Annotated in this window: 15 protein-coding genes; all 15 read right to left on the bottom strand. The window is 69.8% G+C overall.

The window, feature by feature from the left end; translation table 11 throughout:
• Positions 1-43: 43 nt before the first annotated feature.
• Positions 44-670 carry a hypothetical protein gene (locus GTZ93_RS28530; RefSeq protein ID WP_120579042.1) on the bottom strand — a complete coding sequence of 209 codons (627 nt, stop codon included), beginning with the start codon at positions 668-670 and terminating at the stop codon, positions 44-46.
• A 13-nt stretch (positions 671-683) separates the two neighbouring features.
• On the bottom strand, positions 684-2,372 hold the full coding sequence (locus GTZ93_RS28525) for a hypothetical protein (protein ID WP_139919255.1): 1,689 nt from the start codon (positions 2,370-2,372) through the stop codon (positions 684-686).
• A complete protein-coding gene (locus GTZ93_RS28520) occupies positions 2,372-2,761 on the bottom strand; it encodes a GPW/gp25 family protein (protein WP_120579044.1) in 390 nt (129 codons plus the stop codon). Before GTZ93_RS28520 ends, GTZ93_RS28525 begins: the two co-directional genes overlap by 1 nt.
• A 5-nt stretch (positions 2,762-2,766) precedes the next feature.
• Positions 2,767-4,017 carry a type VI secretion system baseplate subunit TssK gene (gene tssK, locus GTZ93_RS28515; protein WP_139919256.1) on the bottom strand — a complete coding sequence of 417 codons (1,251 nt, stop codon included), beginning with the start codon at positions 4,015-4,017 and terminating at the stop codon, positions 2,767-2,769.
• A gap of 86 nt (positions 4,018-4,103) precedes the next feature.
• Positions 4,104-4,688 carry a hypothetical protein gene (locus tag GTZ93_RS28510; RefSeq protein WP_120599257.1) on the bottom strand — a complete coding sequence of 195 codons (585 nt, stop codon included), beginning with the start codon at positions 4,686-4,688 and terminating at the stop codon, positions 4,104-4,106.
• A 55-nt stretch (positions 4,689-4,743) separates the two neighbouring features.
• Positions 4,744-6,231 carry a type VI secretion system contractile sheath large subunit gene (tssC, locus tag GTZ93_RS28505; protein WP_120579047.1) on the bottom strand — a complete coding sequence of 496 codons (1,488 nt, stop codon included), beginning with the start codon at positions 6,229-6,231 and terminating at the stop codon, positions 4,744-4,746.
• A 41-nt stretch (positions 6,232-6,272) separates the two neighbouring features.
• Positions 6,273-6,920 carry a type VI secretion system contractile sheath small subunit gene (tssB, locus tag GTZ93_RS28500; protein ID WP_139919257.1) on the bottom strand — a complete coding sequence of 216 codons (648 nt, stop codon included), beginning with the start codon at positions 6,918-6,920 and terminating at the stop codon, positions 6,273-6,275.
• A gap of 136 nt (positions 6,921-7,056) precedes the next feature.
• Positions 7,057-7,953, bottom strand: coding sequence for a type VI secretion system baseplate subunit TssG (locus tag GTZ93_RS28495; RefSeq protein WP_121762117.1), 897 nt, complete (start codon positions 7,951-7,953; stop codon positions 7,057-7,059).
• 5 nt (positions 7,954-7,958) lie between these two features.
• On the bottom strand, positions 7,959-9,038 hold the full coding sequence (locus GTZ93_RS28490; protein ID WP_139919258.1) for a type VI secretion system protein IglI family protein: 1,080 nt from the start codon (positions 9,036-9,038) through the stop codon (positions 7,959-7,961).
• Positions 9,031-9,417, bottom strand: a complete 387-nt coding sequence (locus GTZ93_RS28485) for a DUF4280 domain-containing protein (protein WP_139919259.1) — start codon at positions 9,415-9,417, stop codon at positions 9,031-9,033. The genes GTZ93_RS28490 and GTZ93_RS28485 overlap by 8 nt, the downstream gene beginning before the upstream one ends.
• Positions 9,418-9,431: 14 nt before the next feature.
• Positions 9,432-11,147 (bottom strand): AMP-binding protein, encoded by a 1,716-nt coding sequence (locus GTZ93_RS28480; RefSeq protein ID WP_139919260.1) that lies wholly within the window; start codon positions 11,145-11,147, stop codon positions 9,432-9,434.
• Positions 11,148-11,153: 6 nt separating this feature from the next.
• Positions 11,154-12,068 (bottom strand): hypothetical protein, encoded by a 915-nt coding sequence (locus tag GTZ93_RS28475; protein WP_139919261.1) that lies wholly within the window; start codon positions 12,066-12,068, stop codon positions 11,154-11,156.
• Between the two features lie 108 nt (positions 12,069-12,176).
• Complete coding sequence (locus GTZ93_RS28470; protein ID WP_161663121.1) at positions 12,177-14,084, bottom strand: cyclic nucleotide-binding domain-containing protein; 1,908 nt, start codon at positions 14,082-14,084, stop codon at positions 12,177-12,179.
• Positions 14,085-16,202 carry a HEAT repeat domain-containing protein gene (locus GTZ93_RS28465; protein ID WP_121753186.1) on the bottom strand — a complete coding sequence of 706 codons (2,118 nt, stop codon included), beginning with the start codon at positions 16,200-16,202 and terminating at the stop codon, positions 14,085-14,087. It lies immediately after the preceding gene.
• A 97-nt stretch (positions 16,203-16,299) separates the two neighbouring features.
• Positions 16,300-18,843, bottom strand: a complete 2,544-nt coding sequence (locus GTZ93_RS28460; RefSeq protein WP_139919783.1) for a pseudouridine synthase — start codon at positions 18,841-18,843, stop codon at positions 16,300-16,302.
• Positions 18,844-18,848 lie beyond the last annotated feature (5 nt).

Raw genomic sequence — 18,848 nt, 5'->3', positions numbered from 1 at the left:
TCCCGCCGTACGTCTGTCGTTGCCATGTGTGAGTCAGTCGTCTTCAGCCCAGCTTCACCAGGGTGCCGCCCACGCTGGTGATGGAGCCCTTCAGGTTCGCCATGCCGGAGCTCTCCAAATCGAGCTTGCCGGTGCCGGACACCTTGGTCATCGCGCCGGACATCTCCGCCTGCGACTTGCCGGCGAGCTTCAGCGTCACGCCGTCCACCTTGGCCTCGCCGCCGGACGTGACCATCTCCGCGCCCATGTTGCCCTTCATGGCCAGCTTGGACGTGGCCTCGATGTTCACGTTCGCGCTGGAGGACAGCTTCGCGTCGCTGGTGGCCGTCTGCGTGAGCTTCGCGCTCGTCTTGAGCGTCATGTCCTTGGTGCTCTCCACCGTGAACGTGTCCTGGCTGGTCCACTTGGACACGCCCTTGGACTTCATCGTGATGGTGTCGGTGTCGAACGTCAGGTCCTTCACCGTCACCACGATGCTGTCCTGCTTCTGCACGATGGTGCTCGTCTCCTGCTGGCCCTTCACCGTGATGGTGATGCTGGTGCCGTCCATCACGATGGTCTGGGTGATCTGATCATCCCCGTTTTCGACCTGGACGGTGATGCCCCCCTTCTTGTCCAGTTCGATCTTGCAGACCAGCGTTCCTGCCGCTCCCGGTCCTGAAGCTCCCATCGTCCCTCCCGCCTCAGGCGGACTCTTCCTTTACCAGGATGAGCAGGTTGCCTTCCTTGAGCTCGACCTTCTCCGTGTCGCTCTCGTTCGTGCGCTGCAGGCGCCACAGCGGCTTGTTGTCCTCGTAGAAGTGCCTCATGGACGTGCCGCTCGTCGTGGTCTTGCCGACGAGCAGGTGCACGCCCTGTCCGTCCGAGGGCAGGCGCGCGCCCGCTCGCCAGTCCAGGTTGCGCTTGAGCCACGCGCGCAGGAAGTCCAGCGCCACCAGCACCCGGGCGCCCTTGTAGGCCGGGAAGTAGAAGTGCCCCGGCTGGAGGTTCGCGTTGAAGGGCACCTGGATGATCTGGTTGGCGAAGAGCGGCAGCTTCACCTTGTAGCTGTCCAGCGACGTGGCCTCGTCCGTGTACGCCTGCCAGGTCTCATCCTTCTTCTCGCCCACCTCGCTGACGATGAGCCCCTCCACGAAGCGCGGGAACACCGGCGCGGTGAAGGGCGGCAGGTCCGTGTGCAGTTCGGCCTTCTTCTCCAGCCGCGTGGTGAAGGAGATGAGATAGCGGCTCTCCGGCTTGGGCCGGCGCGTGGGCTCCTCTCCTCCGGGCCCGGACGCCTCCCCGCCCGCCGGGATCTCCCCCTCCTCCACGGGCAGCGGATCCGCGCGCAGGTGCATCCGGCGCACCCGGAAGTCCTGCGTGACCGGCACGCCCGCCGCCGTCCACCCGGCGGTGTCCGGCAGCTTCACCAGCGCGCCCGGGGCGAAGGCCACCGCCGGGAAGCGGTTCCAGGTCAGCTCCACCTCCAGGCCGCGCACCTTGAGGCGCGCGGTCTCCAGCGTGGCGCGGGCCTGCACGTCGTCCGCGATGTCCGTGCGCAGGAGCACGTCCTGACGGACGCCGGTGACGGCCTGGGCGTTGGTGATGGCCTGGTTCTTGGGGCTCTCCGCGGCCGCGTTGAGGATGGCCACGTCGTGGCGCGCGACCTCCGGGAACACCACCGACACGCGGTCCACGTCCGCCGCGCGCAGCGTGAGGGGCGTGGGGCTGGCGTCCTTCGCCGCGCGCAGCTGATAGCCCTGCGCCGTGTAGTCGTACGCCAGCACGCCGTTGCGCGTGTGCACGAACCAGACGACGAAGTCGTAGAAGCTGGCGCCGGACTCCGGGGACAGGCCCAGGAAGATGAGCGGCAGCGTCTTGGCCAGCTGCGCGTCCCAGTCGTTGGCCAGGGTGATCTTGTCGCCCTTGTGCGCGTCCAGCACGTCCTGGAGCGTCTTCTGCGTGTAGAGCACGCACGGGTAATGCTGCTTCCACAGGAGCCGCGCGGTGTCCACGAAGCGCACGGTGTAGTGCCGGTAGGTGATGCCCGCGCCCTTGGCCTGGGCGACGCCCTCCTCCGTGAGGGACTTGTCCTGCACCAGCCCCTTCAACTTCAGCGACGTGAAGGTGGGCTTCGTCGCCGTATCGGAGTGCACGGCCTTCAACTCCAGCGCCACCTCCACCAGGTCCGGCTTGAGGAAGTCCGCCAGCAGCTTGTCCTGCTTCTGTCCGCCGTGCCCCGTCTCGTCGAGCACGCGGAACTCCACCCTCCCCTCGTGCCCCCAGCCGTGCAGATCCAACTCGAAGGCGAGCACGTCCGCCGAGGGGATGGCGTGCGCCGTCCCGCCGATGGTGAGCGTCAGGCCCAGGTCCAGGCGGTCGGCGAAGGCCATCAGGTGTCCTCCGCCTGCACGCGCACCCGGCCGGTGGTGGAGTGGAACAACAGCGACAGGTGACACGGCTGCCCGTTGAAGGTGCCCTTGCAGTCGAAGTACAGCCACAGCGAGCTGTCGCGGCCGCGCAGCTTCACTTCCGGCCCCACCAGCCGGGGCTCGTGCTGCGTGACTTCCTGCTGGATCTCCGCGGTGAGCGCCTCCACCAGCTCGCGCGTGCCCAGCTTCTCCGTGTACCCGCCCAGCCCGAAGTCATGCATGAAGAAGCCGTAGCCCTTCTTCGTGTTGAGCACGGCTTCGATGTTGCGCATCACGTGCTCCAGGCTGTCGCGCGAGTTGGTGCGCTCCCTGCGAGTCGCGAACTTGTCCAGGAACGGTGCGCGCGCCATGGCGACTAGCTCCTCCGCCAGAACAGCGACGTCTGGGCGCCCCGGAGCGCGGGCGTCACGTAGAAGGCCAGGCCGTCCTCGCGCAGCGCGTGCTGCCACTCCTCGCCGTTGCTCAGCAGGTACCAGTCAATCTCCGGCCCCAGCGCGTGCGGGAACGACGGATACGGCACGTGCTTGAACGGCACGCCCTTCAGGGCCTGCCTGCGTACCAGCGGCAGCCTCGTGGGGCTGGCCAGCTTCACGCCGTCCAGCGGCGTGCGCTCGCCGGGCTGGGTGCGCTGCACCAGGAGGTAGGCCTCGCTGGCGGAGCGGATCTCCGGCGGCAGCGGCGTCATCTGGAACTGCCCTTCCTTCGCCTGGAAGGCCTTGTGAGTCGAGCGCGTGGCTTCCGGCTGGAAGCTGCGCTGGAGCAGGCGGATCCACCCGCCCAGGGCCTCGTTCAGCCCCTCGTGCTGGTACACCGGCATCTGCTCGTCCGGGAGCATCTCCAGGTAGCAGCACGCCTCGAAGTACAGCCGGCGAAGCGCGTCGAACAGGTGGTACGGGTGCACGTACACCTGCCGGAACATGTCCCGGCGCAGCGCGATCAGCCGCTGCACTTCAAAGAGCGCCCGGCGCGCGTTGGTGAGCCGGTCCGTGCGCAGGTACGTGTCGGAGATGTTGGTGAGCAGCTGCTGGCGCACCTGATCCAGCAGATCATCCAGCGTGGAGAGCAGCTTCTCCAGGAAGGGGTTGGGCCCCACGAGCAGGAGCGCGGGCACCCAGTCCGCGGACGTGTGCCACGCGCCGTCCTCGTCCTGCGATACGGCGGCCAGCCCCAGGGACGCGACGGTCCCGTCCAGCACCGGCTCCGTGGACAGTTGCAGCTTGTGCAGCACGCGCTGGATGACCGGCGGATCATCCGCGTACAGGCGGATGCCCTCCGCGCTGACGGTCTCCTTCAGCACGTGCAGGTAGACGATGAACTCCGTCTTGCCGACGGCTTCCAGCGACAGCGGCGCGATGACGGAGTTGCCCGGGACGTCCATCAGGTCCCCGGCCTTGGTGACGACGGTGAGCGCGGAGATGGACAGGCTGCCGCTCTGGAGGAGCGACTCGTTCCAGGCCATGTTCGCGATGCCGTACGACGGCAGGCCGGACAGGGTGGCATGGAGGCGGATCTCCGCGTCCAGCGCGTCCTCCTGCGCGACGAAATGCTCCGGAAGAAGCGTCTGGCCTACGTGCCAGCGGACCCGTGCGAGCTTGTACCGCTGCATACGCCGTTCTTTCCTTCCACCCGCCTGACCCAGGCCGGGAGCGAGACCTGCTCCCAGCCCGGTTTAGACTCAGACCGCGGCCAACGCTACTTGGCGGCCGCTTCGGTGATGCCCCACTTCTTCGCGATCTTCTTGGCGGACGAGGTCGCCAGGTTCAGCGACTGCTCGGCTGCCTGCGGCTTGATGCCAATCTGGAACGTGAAGTTCTTGGGAGACTGGACCTCGCGCGACTCGTTGTCCGCGACGGACATGTTCAGGTCGTCGCCGTTCTTCTCGAGCAGGCCCTTCATCTCCGCGTCCAGGAAGTTGGACTTGAAGTACTTCTTCCCGATGGGGTCGTACTCGTAGATGACGTACTTGAAGTTGACTTCAATGTTGCTGAAGTTGCCCAGCAGCATCTCCGCCACCTTCTGCTTGTTCGCCACCGACACCTGGCCGGAGAAGTACATGGCGTCCGTCACGCCCGTCTCCCACAGGTAGTGGTTGAGCACCGCGACGACCTTGTCGCCGATGGCCGCGTCCGGGTTCTCAGGATCCTTGATGGTCTCCTGATCCGGCGCCAGGGCCTGGCCGCCAATGGTGATGGCGGTGATGTAGCCCACGGGGGACTGCTTGTCCTTCTTGAAGTTGAAGCCCTGATACACGTCCAGGTTCCGCGAAAACTGGGGCATCTGTCACTCCAGGGTAAGCGGGGCAGGCACTCACCTGCCCCAGGTGGGTTGCGGCTTAACCGAGCCGCGACTCGAGCATCAGCTCCACGTTGAGGCCTTCGAACTGGATGTGCGGGAGCACGGCCAGCTTGCAGTCGTACCAGCCGATCTCACCGGGACGCGGGAACACCGCCACGCTGCTCGCCTTGAACGGGAAGCGGCGCACGGTGAGGTCGTCCGGGTTGGCCACGGTCGTGACGTAGTTGGACAGCCACGAGTCCAGCTGGCGCTGGATGTAGGGCGCGTCCGCCGTGTTGCCGATGTTGTCGCGCATGATGCACTTCACGTAGTGCGCCAGACGCGTGATGGAGAACGTGTAGGCCAGGTTCGTGACGAGCTGCGAGTTCTCCGAGTCCTTGGGGTCCTTGAACGTCTTGGAGACCTTGGCGGACTGGGTGCTGAAGAACGTCGCGTCGCTGGAACCCTTGCGGTACACGAGCGGGATGAAGCCGGAGCGCGCGAACTCGTACTCGCGGTAGTCCGGGATGGCGATCTCCACCGGGGCCTTGATCTCCTCCTGGCCGCGCAGGGAGAAGGTGTCCACGGGCAGGCCGGAGATGAGGCCACCGCCCTTGGGGCCGCGGATGGACTGGCACCAGCCGCTGATCTCGAACGCCTTCACCATGTTGCGCGCGAGCAGGATGGCGGAGTTGCCCCACAGGTACTTGTCGGAGTCGCCGCGCGCCGTCTCGGTGAAGTTGAGGACGTCGCAGGGGTTCTTGTCCGGGTGCCAGGGCAGGCGCAGCACGTAGCGCGGGAAGGTCAGGCCCACGTACGCGGCCTCCTCCGTGTCGCGGAACGCGTTCCAGCGGCCGAACCGCGGGTGGGCGAGCACGCCCTCCAGGTTCTTGATGGCCTCCATCTCCTCGATGGTCTCGCAGCCGAAGAACTTGTGGTTCACGGCGGAGATGAACGGCGCGTGCGCGGCGTTGGAGACCTTGGCCATGCGCTGCAGCCAGGTGAGGTCCGCGGGCGACGAGGAGAAGTCGTACAGGCCGACGATGGCGCCGAAGGGACGGCCACCGTACTGGTCGTACTCCTGGATGTAGACCTTGTCGAACAGCGCTCCGGCGAAGATGTTGCTGGAGTTGTTCTCGAAGTCCTCCGCCAGCTCATCCTTGGCGACGTCCAGGATGTCGATGGCGATGTTGGCCTTGAAGTTGGTGTGGTCGACCAGGTCCTCCAGGCCGCGCCACGTGGACTCCAGCTTCTGGAAGGTGTCGTTGTGGAGGATCTCGTTCATCTGCACGTCGATCATGCGATCGATGCGGCTGATGACGTCCAGCACCTGGCCCTTGTCGAAGCGGGCGGTGTTGTCCGGGCCCTCCACGGGGGCCACGTTCTGCAGCAGCGCGGCGACGCTGGAGAGAAAGCGGCTCTCCAGGGTGACCTGCTGCTCGTCGCCGGCGGGCGCGAAGTTGGTGGTGATCATCGGCGCCGATTCCTGGGGCGGATCGAGCCGGACGCTGGTGAACAGGCGCTTCAGGTAGGTGGTCTCAGCCATGGCGGAGTCCTTTTAGAAGTCGAAGGGGTTGGGAAGGCGGATCAGGAAGCGGCCGGGGGCTTGGCGCCCGCGGCGACGGTGGCGGCGACCGCGGCCGTGGCGGCGGCGGCACCGGCGGCGGGCTTGCCAGCGGCGGCGGGCTTGCCAGCGGCGGCGGGCGCGTCCGTCTTCGCCGTCTCACCGGCGGGCAGGCGCATGGTCTCGTAGCCCTTCAGCTCCGTGAGCAGCTCCTTGAGCGCGTCCGGCTTGGAGAACAGCTCGTAGAGTTCGCGGCGCAGGTCCTTGCGGTTGTCGATGTTCGACTGCATCTCCACGAGGAGCGTCTTCAGGAGCAGCAGCGCCTTGAGCTTCGGCACGTGCTTGACGATCTCATCCGGGTGGAAGGACTTCATCCGGTCGATGGGGAGCGTGACGTTCAGCTCCTCCTCCACGTCCGGGTTGATGCGGTTGGCGACCTGGAAGTTGGCGGACATCTTCATGTCCTTCATCAACTCGTCCAGGTTGCGGCCGTCCACGGAGCGCAGCTTGCGTGTCTCCAGGTCCGTCTTGCGATCCTCGGAGGTCCCCAGCGAGTAGTCGCCCATGACCAGGAGGCGCAACGGCAGGTTCACCGTCTCCTGCTCGCCGTTGATGGTGGTGCGGTACGTGAGGGTGATGCGGGATTTGGGAAGCTGGTCCTGAATGGCCACGGTGACTCCCTGACAATCGCAGCGCGCTTTATTCCCCCCGTCCTACTGGAGCCGCCCCGGGAGTACGCCCTGCCGAGTGAACATTTACAGCCTAGGCGCGATCAGGAATTCCCGTCAACCAGCCGACATGACAGGTCTACCGGGGTTCCGATGATCGCAGTTGAGCGGTGTCCCCCGTGAACAGGAGGACCTCCTGGGTTTGCTCCGGACCGCCTACCAGCGGCTCGTAGCCCAGATGACTTCCGTCGATGAGCCGGGCGTAGCTGCTCTGATCACGCAGGCACAGGATGACGGCGAGCACGAGCGGGGTCTCCGCGAGGCTCGGAAGGATGCGGGTGTTGAGGCGCCTGCGTGCCTCCACGGCCCAGGGGGTGCCGGTGCCGGAGTGCGGCTCGTTGAGGAACAGCCGCACCTCCACCCCGCCCGTGGGGACGGTGGCGAAGCCGCCCACCGCGCTGCCGTCTCCGAGCGCCGCGGCGCCCAGGCGGATGCCCTTGGCTTCGATGCGCTGGCGGCGCGTCTCTCGGCGCACCACCACCTCCGCCTCCGGGAAGACCTTGGCGAAAAGCCAGTGCAGGCTGCTGGGGCACGCGAGGCGGAGCAGGCGCAGCCGGTGCGCGGTGGAGTGCTCCCAGCCGGGCAGCAGGGATTCGTCGCGATCAGGAAACTGGCCCGCGAAGCGGGTCCGCAGCAACAGGTGGTCAAAGTAACCCAGGAAGTCAGCCATCGTGTCCTGCTCCAGGCGATCCATGGCCTGGAAGAGAAAGGATGGCAGCGGCGTCTGGAGACTGAGCAGGCCCAGGTTGACGGTGATCACCACGCGCTTGCGCGGGTGGCGGGTGAATTCAATGGCATGCACCAGATGGGGCTGGTGCACGGTGCTGCGGTGGCTGCGGAACTCCACCTCCGCCTCGCCGTAGCCTTCCTTGGCGAGCAGATCCAGGAGGGCCGGCACGTCGAAGCTGCGGATGCGCTCGCTGATGCGCTCCTCGACGGTGAGCTTGCGGTTCGGCTGTTCGCGCTCCAGGGCCATGGGGGCTATTCGTCGTATTCCGAGCCGCCGCCGCGCGGCTGGCGCTGCTGGGCGACGAGGAACGCGTCCAGGTCCACGCGGTAGAGCTGATCCATGGCGCGGAAGGACAGCGTCTCCGTGTTGTGCAGCATGGGCTCAATGGCTTCCGCGTGCTGCGCCAGGCCATTGAAGAAGCCGGAGAACAGCTGCGGCAGGAACACGCGCGGGTCGAAGCGCTCCACGGTGGCGAGCACGTCCACGGCGATGACGCTCGCCTTGGAGTAGTCCTCTTTCTCCACCAGCGCCTCAAAGGCAGACAGCTTGCGGACCAGCAGCGCGAGCGCGGGAGACATGGGCACGCTGGGGCCGGAGTCCTGTTCCTCCTGGCGTGCGGCCTTCTTGCGGCGCACGGGGCGGACCTCCTCTTCCTCCTCCCCTTCGTCGTCCTCTTCCTCGTCGTCGTCCGGAGCGGCGGCGAGCTCGGGCTCCGGGGCCTCGGACTGGGGCTCCTCCGGCGGGGGCAGGAAGGGCACGCCCTGGGCGTGGGAGCGCAGCGCGCCCAGCAGCGAGCGCATGGCGTCCATGCACGCGGGCTTCTGCAGGATGGCGAGCGCGGCGATGAGTGGATCCCCGAGGGTCAGGGCTTCCTCGATGGGCTCGCGATTGCCGGGCGCGGTCCAGGCCTGCCACTGCGCGTCCTTGAGGCGCGAGTGGTGTTCCAGGTGCTTGCCCATCATCTTCAGCAGCCAGCGCAGGCCGGTGTCCGCGAAGACGAGCTTCTTCTCCATCGGGCCGAAGAAGTCCCAGTTCTCCGTCAGCGTGCGCTTGAGGGAGCGGAACAGGACGGGCAGCGCCTTCATGCCCTCCGCGAAGAAGTGGCCGAAGAGGTACGGCCCCACCACGCGCACGTCGCGCACGCCCTGGCGCAGGAGCCCCTCGGCGGCACGGGCGGCGTTCGCGTACTCGCTCTTGGCGACGAAACCGGTGATGGCCTCCAGGCGCGGATCCGGGCCCTCGGACTCGTCGAGCGGCACGGGGGCGGTGGTGAACTCCACGTCGAGCAGCGTGAAGTCGACGGCCTCCAACACCTGCGCGGGGCTACCCATCGATGGCCACCATCTGTCCGGGGGAGACGACCTGGATGACGCCGCCGTAGCTGCACATGCACTTGGAGTTGCTCTCCAGCGCCGGCATGTTGCCGATGAGCACCTTGGGGCACCCGGGCATCCAGGGGGCCGCGGTGGCGGGGATGCAGGGCATGGGGGTGAGGACGCCGAGGGCCGCCGCGGTCGCCGCCGCCACCATGGGGTTGGCCAGGGACTGGCACATGCCGAAGGGCAGGATGTTCATGAACGGCTTGTTGTCCATGATGTTCGCCGCGGGCGTGGTGGCCATGATCCGGTTCACGGGCAGCACCATCAGCGACGAGGGCGCCATCCCGAAGCTGCATTGGAGCATCGCTCCCATCACGACCTGAGCACCCATGTGCCGTTCCTTTTTCAGCGCGCTGGCGACGGATCATCTTCGCCCGAAGCGGCAGCGCTTGCCAGCAGTCGTCCCCGCAGGGCGGTGAGGGCCTGGAACATCGGGTCCTTCGCCTTCTTGTGTAGCGCGCCGGTGAAGAACTGCGAGGCGCACCATGCGTCGTCGACCGCGCCCTTCACCCGGTGGGGAAAGAGCGGGAAGAACTCGATCCGGTCGGGCAGGAAATCCCCGCCCAGCAACATTTCGATGCGTCGGTTTATCTCCTGCTCGCCGGACGAGGGAGCAGGCGTGGCCCCGGTGAAGGCCAGGAGGAGGAAGCGGGAGTGGCTGGCCAGGCCGCCGGTGGACACCGGCACCACGCTGGTGCCCGCGAGGAACGGCAGGCCCTCCAGCGCGGCGGTGACCTCCTTCGCGGAGTAGGTGCGGCCGTCGTGCCGGAAGCCCAGCGTGCCCGCGTAGTGGTAGCGCTGGCGGATCCGCGCGAGCAGGACGTGGCCCGGCGGGTACTCCTTGTCCGGCAGGAGCGTGAAGACGCCCACGTCCGTGGGAGCGCCCTGCCCGCTCTGGTTCGGATCCTTCAGCGTCCACGCGCGGCCCGGGACGGGGAAGACGTCCGTGTGCACGTCGGTGGTCGCCTCGCTCACGCCGCGCGACGAGGCCAGCACCGCGCCGCCCGCGGACGCGTCGATGAGGATGTTGGAGGACGGCACGGCCTGGAGGCCGCACTGCTTCACCCAGGTGCGCCACGCCTGGGCGTCGAAGGGCTCCTCCGGGCTGCGGAACCAGTGCTGCACGTTGCGCAGGGAGGCGCGGTGGCGCACGAGCAGGTCGCGCAGCTTCGGCGTGACGCCCAGGGCGCGCAGCGGGTGCTCCAGGAGCGGGGCCGGGTTGAGCGCCAGGTCCGCCATCTCCAGGTGCAGGTAGGTGGCGCCGCGCAGGAGCGTGGCGAAGAGGAGCGCGGGCAGGTGCTGGAGCACCGGGAAGTCCGGCGCCGCGAGGAGGTCCCCCGGCGACAGGCCGAAGGTGAGCATCCCGTCGCCGATGGCGCCCTTCCACGCGTTCTCCGCGGTGAGGGGCACGGGCGTGTGCGGCGGATCCACCAGCGGCGAGAAGAGCAGCCCCACCACGTCCGAGGGCTTGTACGTGTGCGACGTGAAGCCCGGCGCTCCCCTCCCCTGGCTCTTGAGCAGCAGCTGCTCGTGGCCCTTGAGGAGCGGGAGCTGGTGGGGCTCCGCGGCGATGAAGTCCGGCGTCAGGGACTCCAGCCGGGTGGCCATGGCTCGCGGGCCCATGGGCGGCAGGAGCGTGAAGCAGCCGCCCAGTTTCAGCGTGGCCAGGAGCGACACGAGGAGCTCCTGCCCCACGCCGTGCACCAGGCACACCTTGGCGCCCGGCTCCACGCCCTGATCCGCCCACTCGCTGGCGCGGCGCGAGGCCAGGTCGTGCAGGGTGCGGTAGGCCAGGGCCTGCCAACCCTGGATGCGCTGGTGCGTGCGGAACGCGGGGCGCTCCAGCGCGACGTGGCGCACGATGAGATCATGGAAGAAGTCGTACTGCTGGCCCGGGCGGCTCTTGGGCGGCGGGACGCCCCGGCCCGCGTGGGCCTCCGCGAGCGCCACGGCGAACCCTTCCGGATCCTCCCAGCTCTCCTGCCACCACTTCGGAGCGCCTGAATCCGGGGCGAAGCCGGCTTCCAGCTGCCGGAGGATGTCCTTCACGTCGAAAGGCATGGGTCTCTAGCGGGAGGGAAAGTCGAAGCCGACCTTCACCATGAAACGGACCTTGGAGCGCACGTTGGTTTCCGGGGCGTAGTCGATCGGGGTCGCCCCGCGCTTTCCTGGCGTCTGCTGCTTCGCGCGTTCGATGGACGTGGGCTCGACGGCGCGCACCAGCGGGTGGCGGGCCAGGAGCGGCGGCACGTGCATGTCCACGTCCCGGCCGAAGAGCCACGCGCCACAGCGCCAGAGGACGTCGTGGCGCCGGGTGAGCAGCGTCCAGAGGCGGTCTCGCGTCTCCGTGGCCTCGAAGAGCAGCGGCGAGCTGTCGTCCTCGCGGGCCTCTCCCGGGGCCGCGAGCAGGGCGCGCAGCTGCTGCGCCACGCGCTCCACTTCGTTCACGTCCTCGGGGGTGACAGGGGAACGGCCGGCGAGCTTCTCTTCGTGCCTGCGGAACAGCGCCACGAGTCCCAGGCAGTCCCCCACCACGTCGCGGTGGCCCTCTCCGTGGGCGGCCGTCACGTCCGCGGCGGCGAGGAAGGAGGACTCCGCGAGCGCCTCCGCGGTCTTGAGCAGCTTGCGGCGCAGCTGCTGGGCGCGGTCGAAGAGGGCTCCGAAGGAGCTGGCCCGCATGTCGCGCTGGACGCGCAGCGCGGCCCAGGCCAGGCCCTGCGCGAGCAGCGGCAGTTCGCGCAGCTCCTCCACGTTCACACCCGGGAGCGCGGCGACCTCCGCCTCACGGGCGAAGACGCTCTCCACCCCGCGCTTCGTGTTGTGGAAGGCGAGCGCGATGTTGGAGCGGCACTCCTCCACGGCGCCTTCGAGGGCGCGCGCAGGGGCCAGGAACACGTCATAGCCGGGCTCGGAGCCAATGGCTTCCAGTTCGGCGATGTCGTCGGGCCCCAATCCCGCTGTCGCGTGCTGGCCTCCAGCCATGCCGGGCAGGATAGCGGGCGCTTCCGGGCGTCACAACCTGGCGCCCTGGCTGGTTGCGTCAGGTGACTCGCGGGGTGGGATTGGGGGCCGGGGACCCGCGAGGGCAGATCAGACGAGGATGAGGTCTTCTTCCTCGTCGTCCGGCGTCGTCCCCGCTTGGCTGTCCAGCACGTGCTGCGTGCGGCGCAGGCGTTCGTCGCTCAGGTCCGAGACGAGCATCAGGACCTGCGGGTGGCTGGAGATGAGCGAGTCGAAGTCCTCGCGCGGCAGGCGCAGCAGCGTGGTGTGGCGCGTGGCCTCCACGGTGGCGGTGGCCGGGGTCTTCTGCAGGAGGGAGATCTCTCCGAACAGGTCCCCTTCCTTCAGGGTCGACAGCCGCTGCCCGCCCTTGTGGACCTCCACCTCGCCGGAGAGGACGACGTAGAGGCCGTCCGTGGCGTCGCCTTCGCGGATGATGACTTCGCCGCGCTCCACGTCGCGGGCCCGGAAGCGCTCCACCAGGTTGCGGCGATCCTTGCGGTTGAAGGGACGGAACAGCGCGGAGCTGTTCATCACGTTCGCGAGGAGCCGCTCGCGGCAGAACTTCTTGAGGGCCTTCGCCACGGGCGGATGGCTGCGCGAGAGCGTGGCCAGCACGGCGGCGGAGATTTCGAGCACCTGCGTGTCGTCGGACGCGGACTCCACGGAGGCGGCGCGCGGGGCTCCGGACAGGAGCGCCATCTCGCCGAAGAAGGCGCCGACCTCCAGCGTGGCCAGGTCCTGGCGGCGGCCGTCCTCCTCGCGGAAGACGCGCACGTTGCCTTCGCAGATGACGTAGAAGGCGTCGCCGTGCGAGCCCTGCGCGAGGATGCGCTCGCCGGGGCCGAAGCGCCGCAGCGGGCAGCGTTCGAAGAGCTGGATGAAGGCGTCGCGCGGCAGGTCGGAGAAGAGCGGGATGGACGGCAGCGCGTCCCAGGTGCCCGAGGTGGGCTCGGCCTCCTCGGTCAGCTCGTAGACGGGCTCCTCTTCCTGCGCGTGTTCGGCCAGTCCCCGCTGGGCCGCCAGCTCCACCGCGTGAAGCAGCGAGTCCGCTTCGATCTCCAGCTCCGTGAAGCTGGAGACGCTCAGGGACGCGCGCCAGGGCTCCGGGGATCCGGCGGTGGTGGGCACCACGGAGGCACCCGCGGCGACCGTGGTCGTGGGCCTGGACGGAGTGTCGACGCGGCGGGGGCGCAGGCCCGGGGGCGCGGCCTGTGAGGGAGGCTTCGGCGCGGTGGGGGCCGGCGTGGTTTCGGGGCCCGTGATGGGCGGCGCGAGCGCCTGCCAGCGTCCGCTGGGCGTCCGGAGTTGGGGAAGCTCGGGCATGGGAGATGGGGACGGCGGTGCGACTCGGACGGACTGGCCCGCGGGTGCGGGGACGGCGGGTGGCGGCGCGGCGGCCTCGGTCACCGTGGGTGCCTTGGGCTCGTCCTGCGTGGGCTCGAGCTCGACTTCGACGGAGAGGACCACCTCGGTGTCATCCGCGACGGGCGCGTTCGACAGGGCCAGCTCGGGCGGGAGCGCATCCGACAGGTCCACCGGGGCCCCGCCGGCCTCCAGCGGCACGGGGGGCACGGGCCTGGGGCTGGTGGTTTCGGGCGGGACCTCCCGAGGGGTGATGAGGCTCGCCGGGGTGGATGGGGGCGCGGCGTCCTTCGGCTTCGCCCTGGAGGTGGCCGGCGTGCCCCTTCGCGCGTACAGGTCCGCGAGCATCTGCTGCACGCCCTGGTGGGACGGATCCAGTTCGAGGATCAGCTTGCTCGCGGCGATGGCGCGCGGGAGGAAGCCCTCCTTCGCGAAGCCCTCCGCCGCGGACTGGTACGCGGAGACGGCGCGGTCACGCTGACCGGCCTTGGACCACGCATCCCCCATGCGCAAGCGGCTCTGGTGATCCTTCGGCTCCGCCTGGCAGTAGTCCTCGTACAGCTCAGCGGCCTTGGCGAAGCGGCCCTTGCCGAAGGCCTCCGTCGCCTTGTCCTTGAGCGCGCGCGACTCCATTCACCGCGCCCCGCCAGCCGCCGTGCCTTCCTTCGTCATCGAGGCCCCCGCCGCGACGCGGACCTCGCGGAAGTAGTCGCCCTTCAGCGCGTCCAGCGGCTCGGCCTGCGCGCCGGTGTTCATCTTGCGCAGCGCCGTGGCCGCCGCGGCCCGGATCTCCGGCAGGTCGTGGTACAGGTCCCGCCCCACCACCTCCGCGGACTTCGCGTCGCCCATGACGCCCAGCGCCAGCAGCACGTCGCGCCGGGCCACGCTGTTGGAGTCGTCCAGCGCCTTGAGCAGCGTGGGCACCGCGTCCTTCGCGCCCATCCGCCCCAAGAGTTGCGCCGCGAGCGCCGCCTCCGCCCCACCCTCCTTCACCACGCCCTGCAACGCCTCCGACGCGGACGCCGGCGGCGGTCCCACGCGCGTCAGCGCATCCAGGACCACCAGCTTCTCGCTGCCCATCTTCGGCAGCGACGCCACCAGCGCGAGCTGCCCGGCCTCACCCTGCTCCGCCAGCGCCAGCGCCAGCGTCTTCTGCAACTCGCGGTCGGGCTCCAGCAGCGCCGTGCGGGTCACCTCGATGCCTTCGGGCCCCACGGACGCGAGTCCCACCAGCGCCGCCGCGCGCAGCACCGGGCTCGCGTCGTCCGTGTAGCCCTTGAGGATCTCCAGCGCTCCGGGCGCCTTGAGCGCACCCAGCGCGGTGAGCAGCGTGGCCAGCGGCTGCAGCTTCGCGGGCTCCACGTCGTCGCTCAGCTCCGAGGGGACTCGCGGAGGCACCACCACGCGCCCGGCCTCCTTGGCGCGGGCCGCGTTGAGCGCCTGGAGCCGCTCGAAGAGCTGCGCGTGCTTGGACGACCGGTTGTCTTCCTTCGCCTTCGCTACCTCCGCACGCGGGGCCGACGGATCCAGGTCCGCGGCGTACTTCCGTGGCAGCGCCTGCGGGATCCAGTCCGCGCGCAGCGCCGCGAGCCCGGCGACCTCCTGCTCGTAGAGCTTCTGGATGACGGGCACCACGGAGGCATCGCCCACGTGCGTCACCGCCTCCACCGCGAGCGTGCGCAGCCCGACGTCCGGCTGGTTGAGCCACGGCGTCACCTTGGGCAGCAGCGCCTGCGCCGCCGGGCCCAGGCCCGTCACCGCCTGGAGCCCTGAAGCCGCGGAGGCGGGGCGCGACAGCCGGTCCGCGATGGGGTCCGCCGGGCAGCCGCCTCGCGAACGCATGGCGCGGGCGGCGTCGAGGGCCTCGTCCCGGGCGCCGTCGAGCGCGATGGCGCACAGCGCGGCGTCCGTCGCGGGCGTGCGCGGGAAGGTCAGGATGGCGTCGGTGGCCAGCGGGCTCACCGCGCTCTTCTCCACCGCCACCGCCTGGAGCTTCGTCGCGGCCGTCGGATCCTGAAGCTTCATCAGCGCGCTGATGGCGGACTCACGAAGCTCCGGGAAGCTCTCGTCGAGGAGCAGCGCGATGGGGGCCACCGCGCGGGTGTCGCCCGCGTCACCCAGCCCGCGCACGGCGGCGGCGGCGAGGATGACCTGGCTGTCACGCACCATGGGGAGCAACCGGTTCACCGCCTCCGGACGGCCGCTCTTGCCCAGCTCCTCCGCGGCGCCCACGCGTTCCGGGAGCACGCCTTCGGTCAGGGCCAGGAGGTTGCGGTCCCAGAGGCCCTTGGATTCGGCGGCGACGACGGAGGCCATGGCGCCAGGGACGTTGGTGCTCTTGAGGGCCTGGACGATGACCTGGCGTGTAGCGCGGCCCCGCCGTCCGTACTGGAGCGTGAGGTACGCCTTGGCCTTGTCGTTCTTCACCTTGGCGAGCGCCAGGGCGGCCTGGCCCTGCACGGCTTCGTCTGGATCCTCCAGGAGCTCTCCGAGCAGATCCACGACGCGCGGGTCCTGGCTCTCCCCGAGCGCGCTGGCGGCTTCACCGCGGACGAAGGCGGAGAGGTCCTTGGCGGCGCGGGTGAAGAGGACCAGGTCGTCCGCGTTGTTCTGCTCGGCCAGCTTCCTTACGGCGGCGGCGCGGGTTTCGGGACGGGGGTCCTGGATCTCCGCGAGGAGCTGATCCCGGTTGCCGTTGCACCCGACGAGGAGGGTCAGGGCGAGGAAGAGGGGTCGCACGCGGATTCGCATCGTTCTCCCGGAGCGGCGGACGCTGGAGGTAGGCGGCGGTTATATCAACGCCCTCCCGGGCCGCCCACCGACGGAGCGACCCAGGAGGAGGGGTGTTCTAGCGGGAGCGGCCACCACGGGGGGGCGGACGGCCTGCCCCTCCACGCTCGCCCGGGGGGCTCTTCTTCACGCCCGCGCGGACGATGCGCTCGCCGGTGCCGCTGGACGAGGACTCACCGCCGCCGCGAGACCGGCTGCCGGAGTCTTCACCCCGGGGCTTCCACTCGCGACGCTCGGGACGGTCTCCGCGAGCAGCACCGCCTGCACCGGCGGGCTTGCCGAAGCGGGCACCACCGCGAGGAGCACCGCCCTCCGCGCCGAAGCGGCCCGCGGGCTTGCCGAAGCTGCGGCCACGAGGAGCACCGCCTTCGGAGCGACCGGCACCGGCGGGCTTGCCGAAGCTGCGGCCACGAGGAGCGCCGCCCTCTTCACGACCGAAACGGCCACCACCGGCCGGCTTGCCGAAGCTGCGGCCACGAGGAGCGCCGCCCTCGTCTCCGAAGGAGCGACCGCGCGGGGCGCGCTCGTCACCGCCACGGCCCGCACCGGCCGGCTTGCCGAAGCTGCGACCACGAGGAGCGCCGCCCTCTGCACCGAAGCGGCCGGCGGGCTTGCCGAAGCTGCGGCCACGAGGAGCGCCGCCCTCGTCACCGAAGCTACGACCGCGAGGGGCACCGCCCTCGGAACGACCCGCACCGGCCGGCTTGCCGAAGCTGCGACCACGGGGAGCGCCGCCCTCTGCACCGAAGCGGCCGGCGGGCTTGCCGAAGCTGCGACCACGAGGGGCACCGCCCTCGTCACCGAAGCGGCCGGCGGGCTTGCCGAAGCTGCGACCACGCGGAGCGCCGCCCTCGTCTCCGAAGCGGCCCGCCGGCTTGCCGAAGCTGCGGCCGCGAGGAGCACCGCCCTCGTCACCGCCACGGCCCGCACCGGCCGGCTTGCCGAAGCTGCGACCGCGAGGAGCGCCGCCCTCGTCTCCGAAGCGGCCCGCCGGCTTGCCGAAGCTGCGGCCACGAGGAGCACCACCCTCGTCACCGAAGCGGCCCGCAGGCTTGCCGAAGCTGCGACCGCGCGGAGCTTCGTCACCACCACGACCCGCACCGGCCGGCTTGCCGAACCGACTGCCACCGCGAGGCGCGCCGCCTTCCGCACCGAAGCGGCCGGCGGGCTTGCCGAAGCTGCGACCGCGAGGAGCACCGCCCTCGTCACCGAAGCTGCGACCGCGAGGGGCACCGCCCTCGGAACGACCCGCACCGGCGGGCTTGCCGAAGCTGCGACCGCGCGGAGCACCGCCCTCGTCACCGCCACGGCCCGCACCGGCCGGCCTGCCGAAGCTGCGACCGCGCGGAGCACCGCCCTCGTCACCACCGCGCGCCGGCTTGCCGAACCGGCTACCACCACGCGGCGCATCACCCTCGGAACGCCCCGCACCGGCGGGCTTGCCGAACCGCGCGGCACCACGGGGGGCACGCTCACCCTCGGGCTTGCCGGTACGGCCCGCGCCTCGCGCGGCCTTGCCGTAGGTGGCTCCCTCGGCGACGTCCGACTCCGCCTCGTCACCGTCGTCGTCGAACGTCGGCACGTCATCCAGATCCGCGTCGTTGTCCGTCTCCAGCGTCGCCCCGCGCTTCGCGAACTTCGGCGGACGCGTGCCTCCGTCCTGCACGCCCTTCCACTCCTTGCGCTCCGGACGCGCCTCGCGAGTCTTGGGCCCCGTCGGAGCCTTCTTCGCCGCGCGCTCCGTCTTGCGCGGCGCCGCCGGCGCGTCGTCGTCCATCGACAGCTCGATGTCGTCGTCATCCGCCCCGCCGAAGCCCGGCGCCGAACGCCCGTGACGGCGCGGCGGCAGCTTCAGGTCCGAGGACGCCGGCTGCGCACGGCCTTCCGCCACCTCCGTGAGCTGCAGCACTTCCGCGACCTTCAGCGGCCGCAGCTCGCCAGGGCGCAGCCCTTCCACGCCCACGCCCGCGTAGTTCGGACGGAACAGGCGCACCACCGGGTGCCCCACCGCCGCGCACAGGCGCTTGATGAGGTGCGGACGGCCTTCCGCCACGACGATCTTCAGCCAGGTGTTCCGCTCGGCCTTCTCGAAAATGTCCACGGACACCGGCGTGGCCATGCCGTCTTCCAGCCGCACGCCACCTCGCAGCTTCTCCAGCGTGGGGAAGTCCGGCACGCCCTTCACCTTCGCCAGGTACGTGCGCGGCACCTGGAAGCTCGGGTGCGTGAGCTTGTGCGCCAGCGCGCCGTCATCCGTGAAGAGCAGCGCCCCTTCGGCGTCGTAGTCCAGACGTCCCACGGGGAACAGGCGGCGGCCCGTCTCCTCCACGTAGCTGGCCACCGTGGGCCGGCCCTGCGGATCCGACAGCGTCGTCACGACGCCCACGGGCTTGTACAGCAGGTAGTAGGACGACTCTTCCGGCGGCGTGACGAGCTTCCCATCCACGGTCACCAGGTCCACTCCGGGCTCCACCCGGCTGCCCAGCTCCGTCACCGTCTCGTTGTTCACTCCGACGCGACCGGAGGTGATGAGTTCTTCCGCGTGCCGGCGCGAAGCAACTCCCGCGCGAGCCAGGTACTTCTGCAAACGTTCCGCCGCCATTCCGT

Origin of the sequence: Corallococcus exiguus (assembly GCF_009909105.1) — a bacterium.
In the GTDB taxonomy this organism is placed as follows: Bacteria; Myxococcota; Myxococcia; order Myxococcales; family Myxococcaceae; genus Corallococcus; species Corallococcus exiguus.
The sequence above is the reverse complement of the archived record's forward strand: the minus strand, read 5'-3'. Positions and strand labels throughout refer to the sequence as shown.

What these genes read in the sequence shown, in the direction of transcription:
- GTZ93_RS28485 (WP_139919259.1), bottom strand. Translation starts at nt 9,417, where the DNA reads ATGGGTGCTCAGGTCGTGATGGGAGCGATGCTCCAATGCAGCTTCGGG.
- GTZ93_RS28490 (WP_139919258.1), bottom strand. Translation starts at nt 9,038, where the DNA reads ATGGGTAGCCCCGCGCAGGTGTTGGAGGCCGTCGACTTCACGCTGCTC.
- GTZ93_RS28510 (WP_120599257.1), bottom strand. Translation starts at nt 4,688, where the DNA reads ATGCCCCAGTTTTCGCGGAACCTGGACGTGTATCAGGGCTTCAACTTC.
- tssC (WP_120579047.1), bottom strand. Translation starts at nt 6,231, where the DNA reads ATGGCTGAGACCACCTACCTGAAGCGCCTGTTCACCAGCGTCCGGCTC.
- GTZ93_RS28480 (WP_139919260.1), bottom strand. Translation starts at nt 11,147, where the DNA reads ATGCCTTTCGACGTGAAGGACATCCTCCGGCAGCTGGAAGCCGGCTTC.
- GTZ93_RS28470 (WP_161663121.1), bottom strand. Translation starts at nt 14,084, where the DNA reads ATGGAGTCGCGCGCGCTCAAGGACAAGGCGACGGAGGCCTTCGGCAAG.
- GTZ93_RS28475 (WP_139919261.1), bottom strand. Translation starts at nt 12,068, where the DNA reads ATGGCTGGAGGCCAGCACGCGACAGCGGGATTGGGGCCCGACGACATC.
- GTZ93_RS28530 (WP_120579042.1), bottom strand. Translation starts at nt 670, where the DNA reads ATGGGAGCTTCAGGACCGGGAGCGGCAGGAACGCTGGTCTGCAAGATC.
- GTZ93_RS28525 (WP_139919255.1), bottom strand. Translation starts at nt 2,372, where the DNA reads ATGGCCTTCGCCGACCGCCTGGACCTGGGCCTGACGCTCACCATCGGC.
- tssK (WP_139919256.1), bottom strand. Translation starts at nt 4,017, where the DNA reads ATGCAGCGGTACAAGCTCGCACGGGTCCGCTGGCACGTAGGCCAGACG.
- GTZ93_RS28495 (WP_121762117.1), bottom strand. Translation starts at nt 7,953, where the DNA reads ATGGCCCTGGAGCGCGAACAGCCGAACCGCAAGCTCACCGTCGAGGAG.
- GTZ93_RS28460 (WP_139919783.1), bottom strand. Translation starts at nt 18,843, where the DNA reads ATGGCGGCGGAACGTTTGCAGAAGTACCTGGCTCGCGCGGGAGTTGCT.
- GTZ93_RS28520 (WP_120579044.1), bottom strand. Translation starts at nt 2,761, where the DNA reads ATGGCGCGCGCACCGTTCCTGGACAAGTTCGCGACTCGCAGGGAGCGC.
- GTZ93_RS28465 (WP_121753186.1), bottom strand. Translation starts at nt 16,202, where the DNA reads ATGCGAATCCGCGTGCGACCCCTCTTCCTCGCCCTGACCCTCCTCGTC.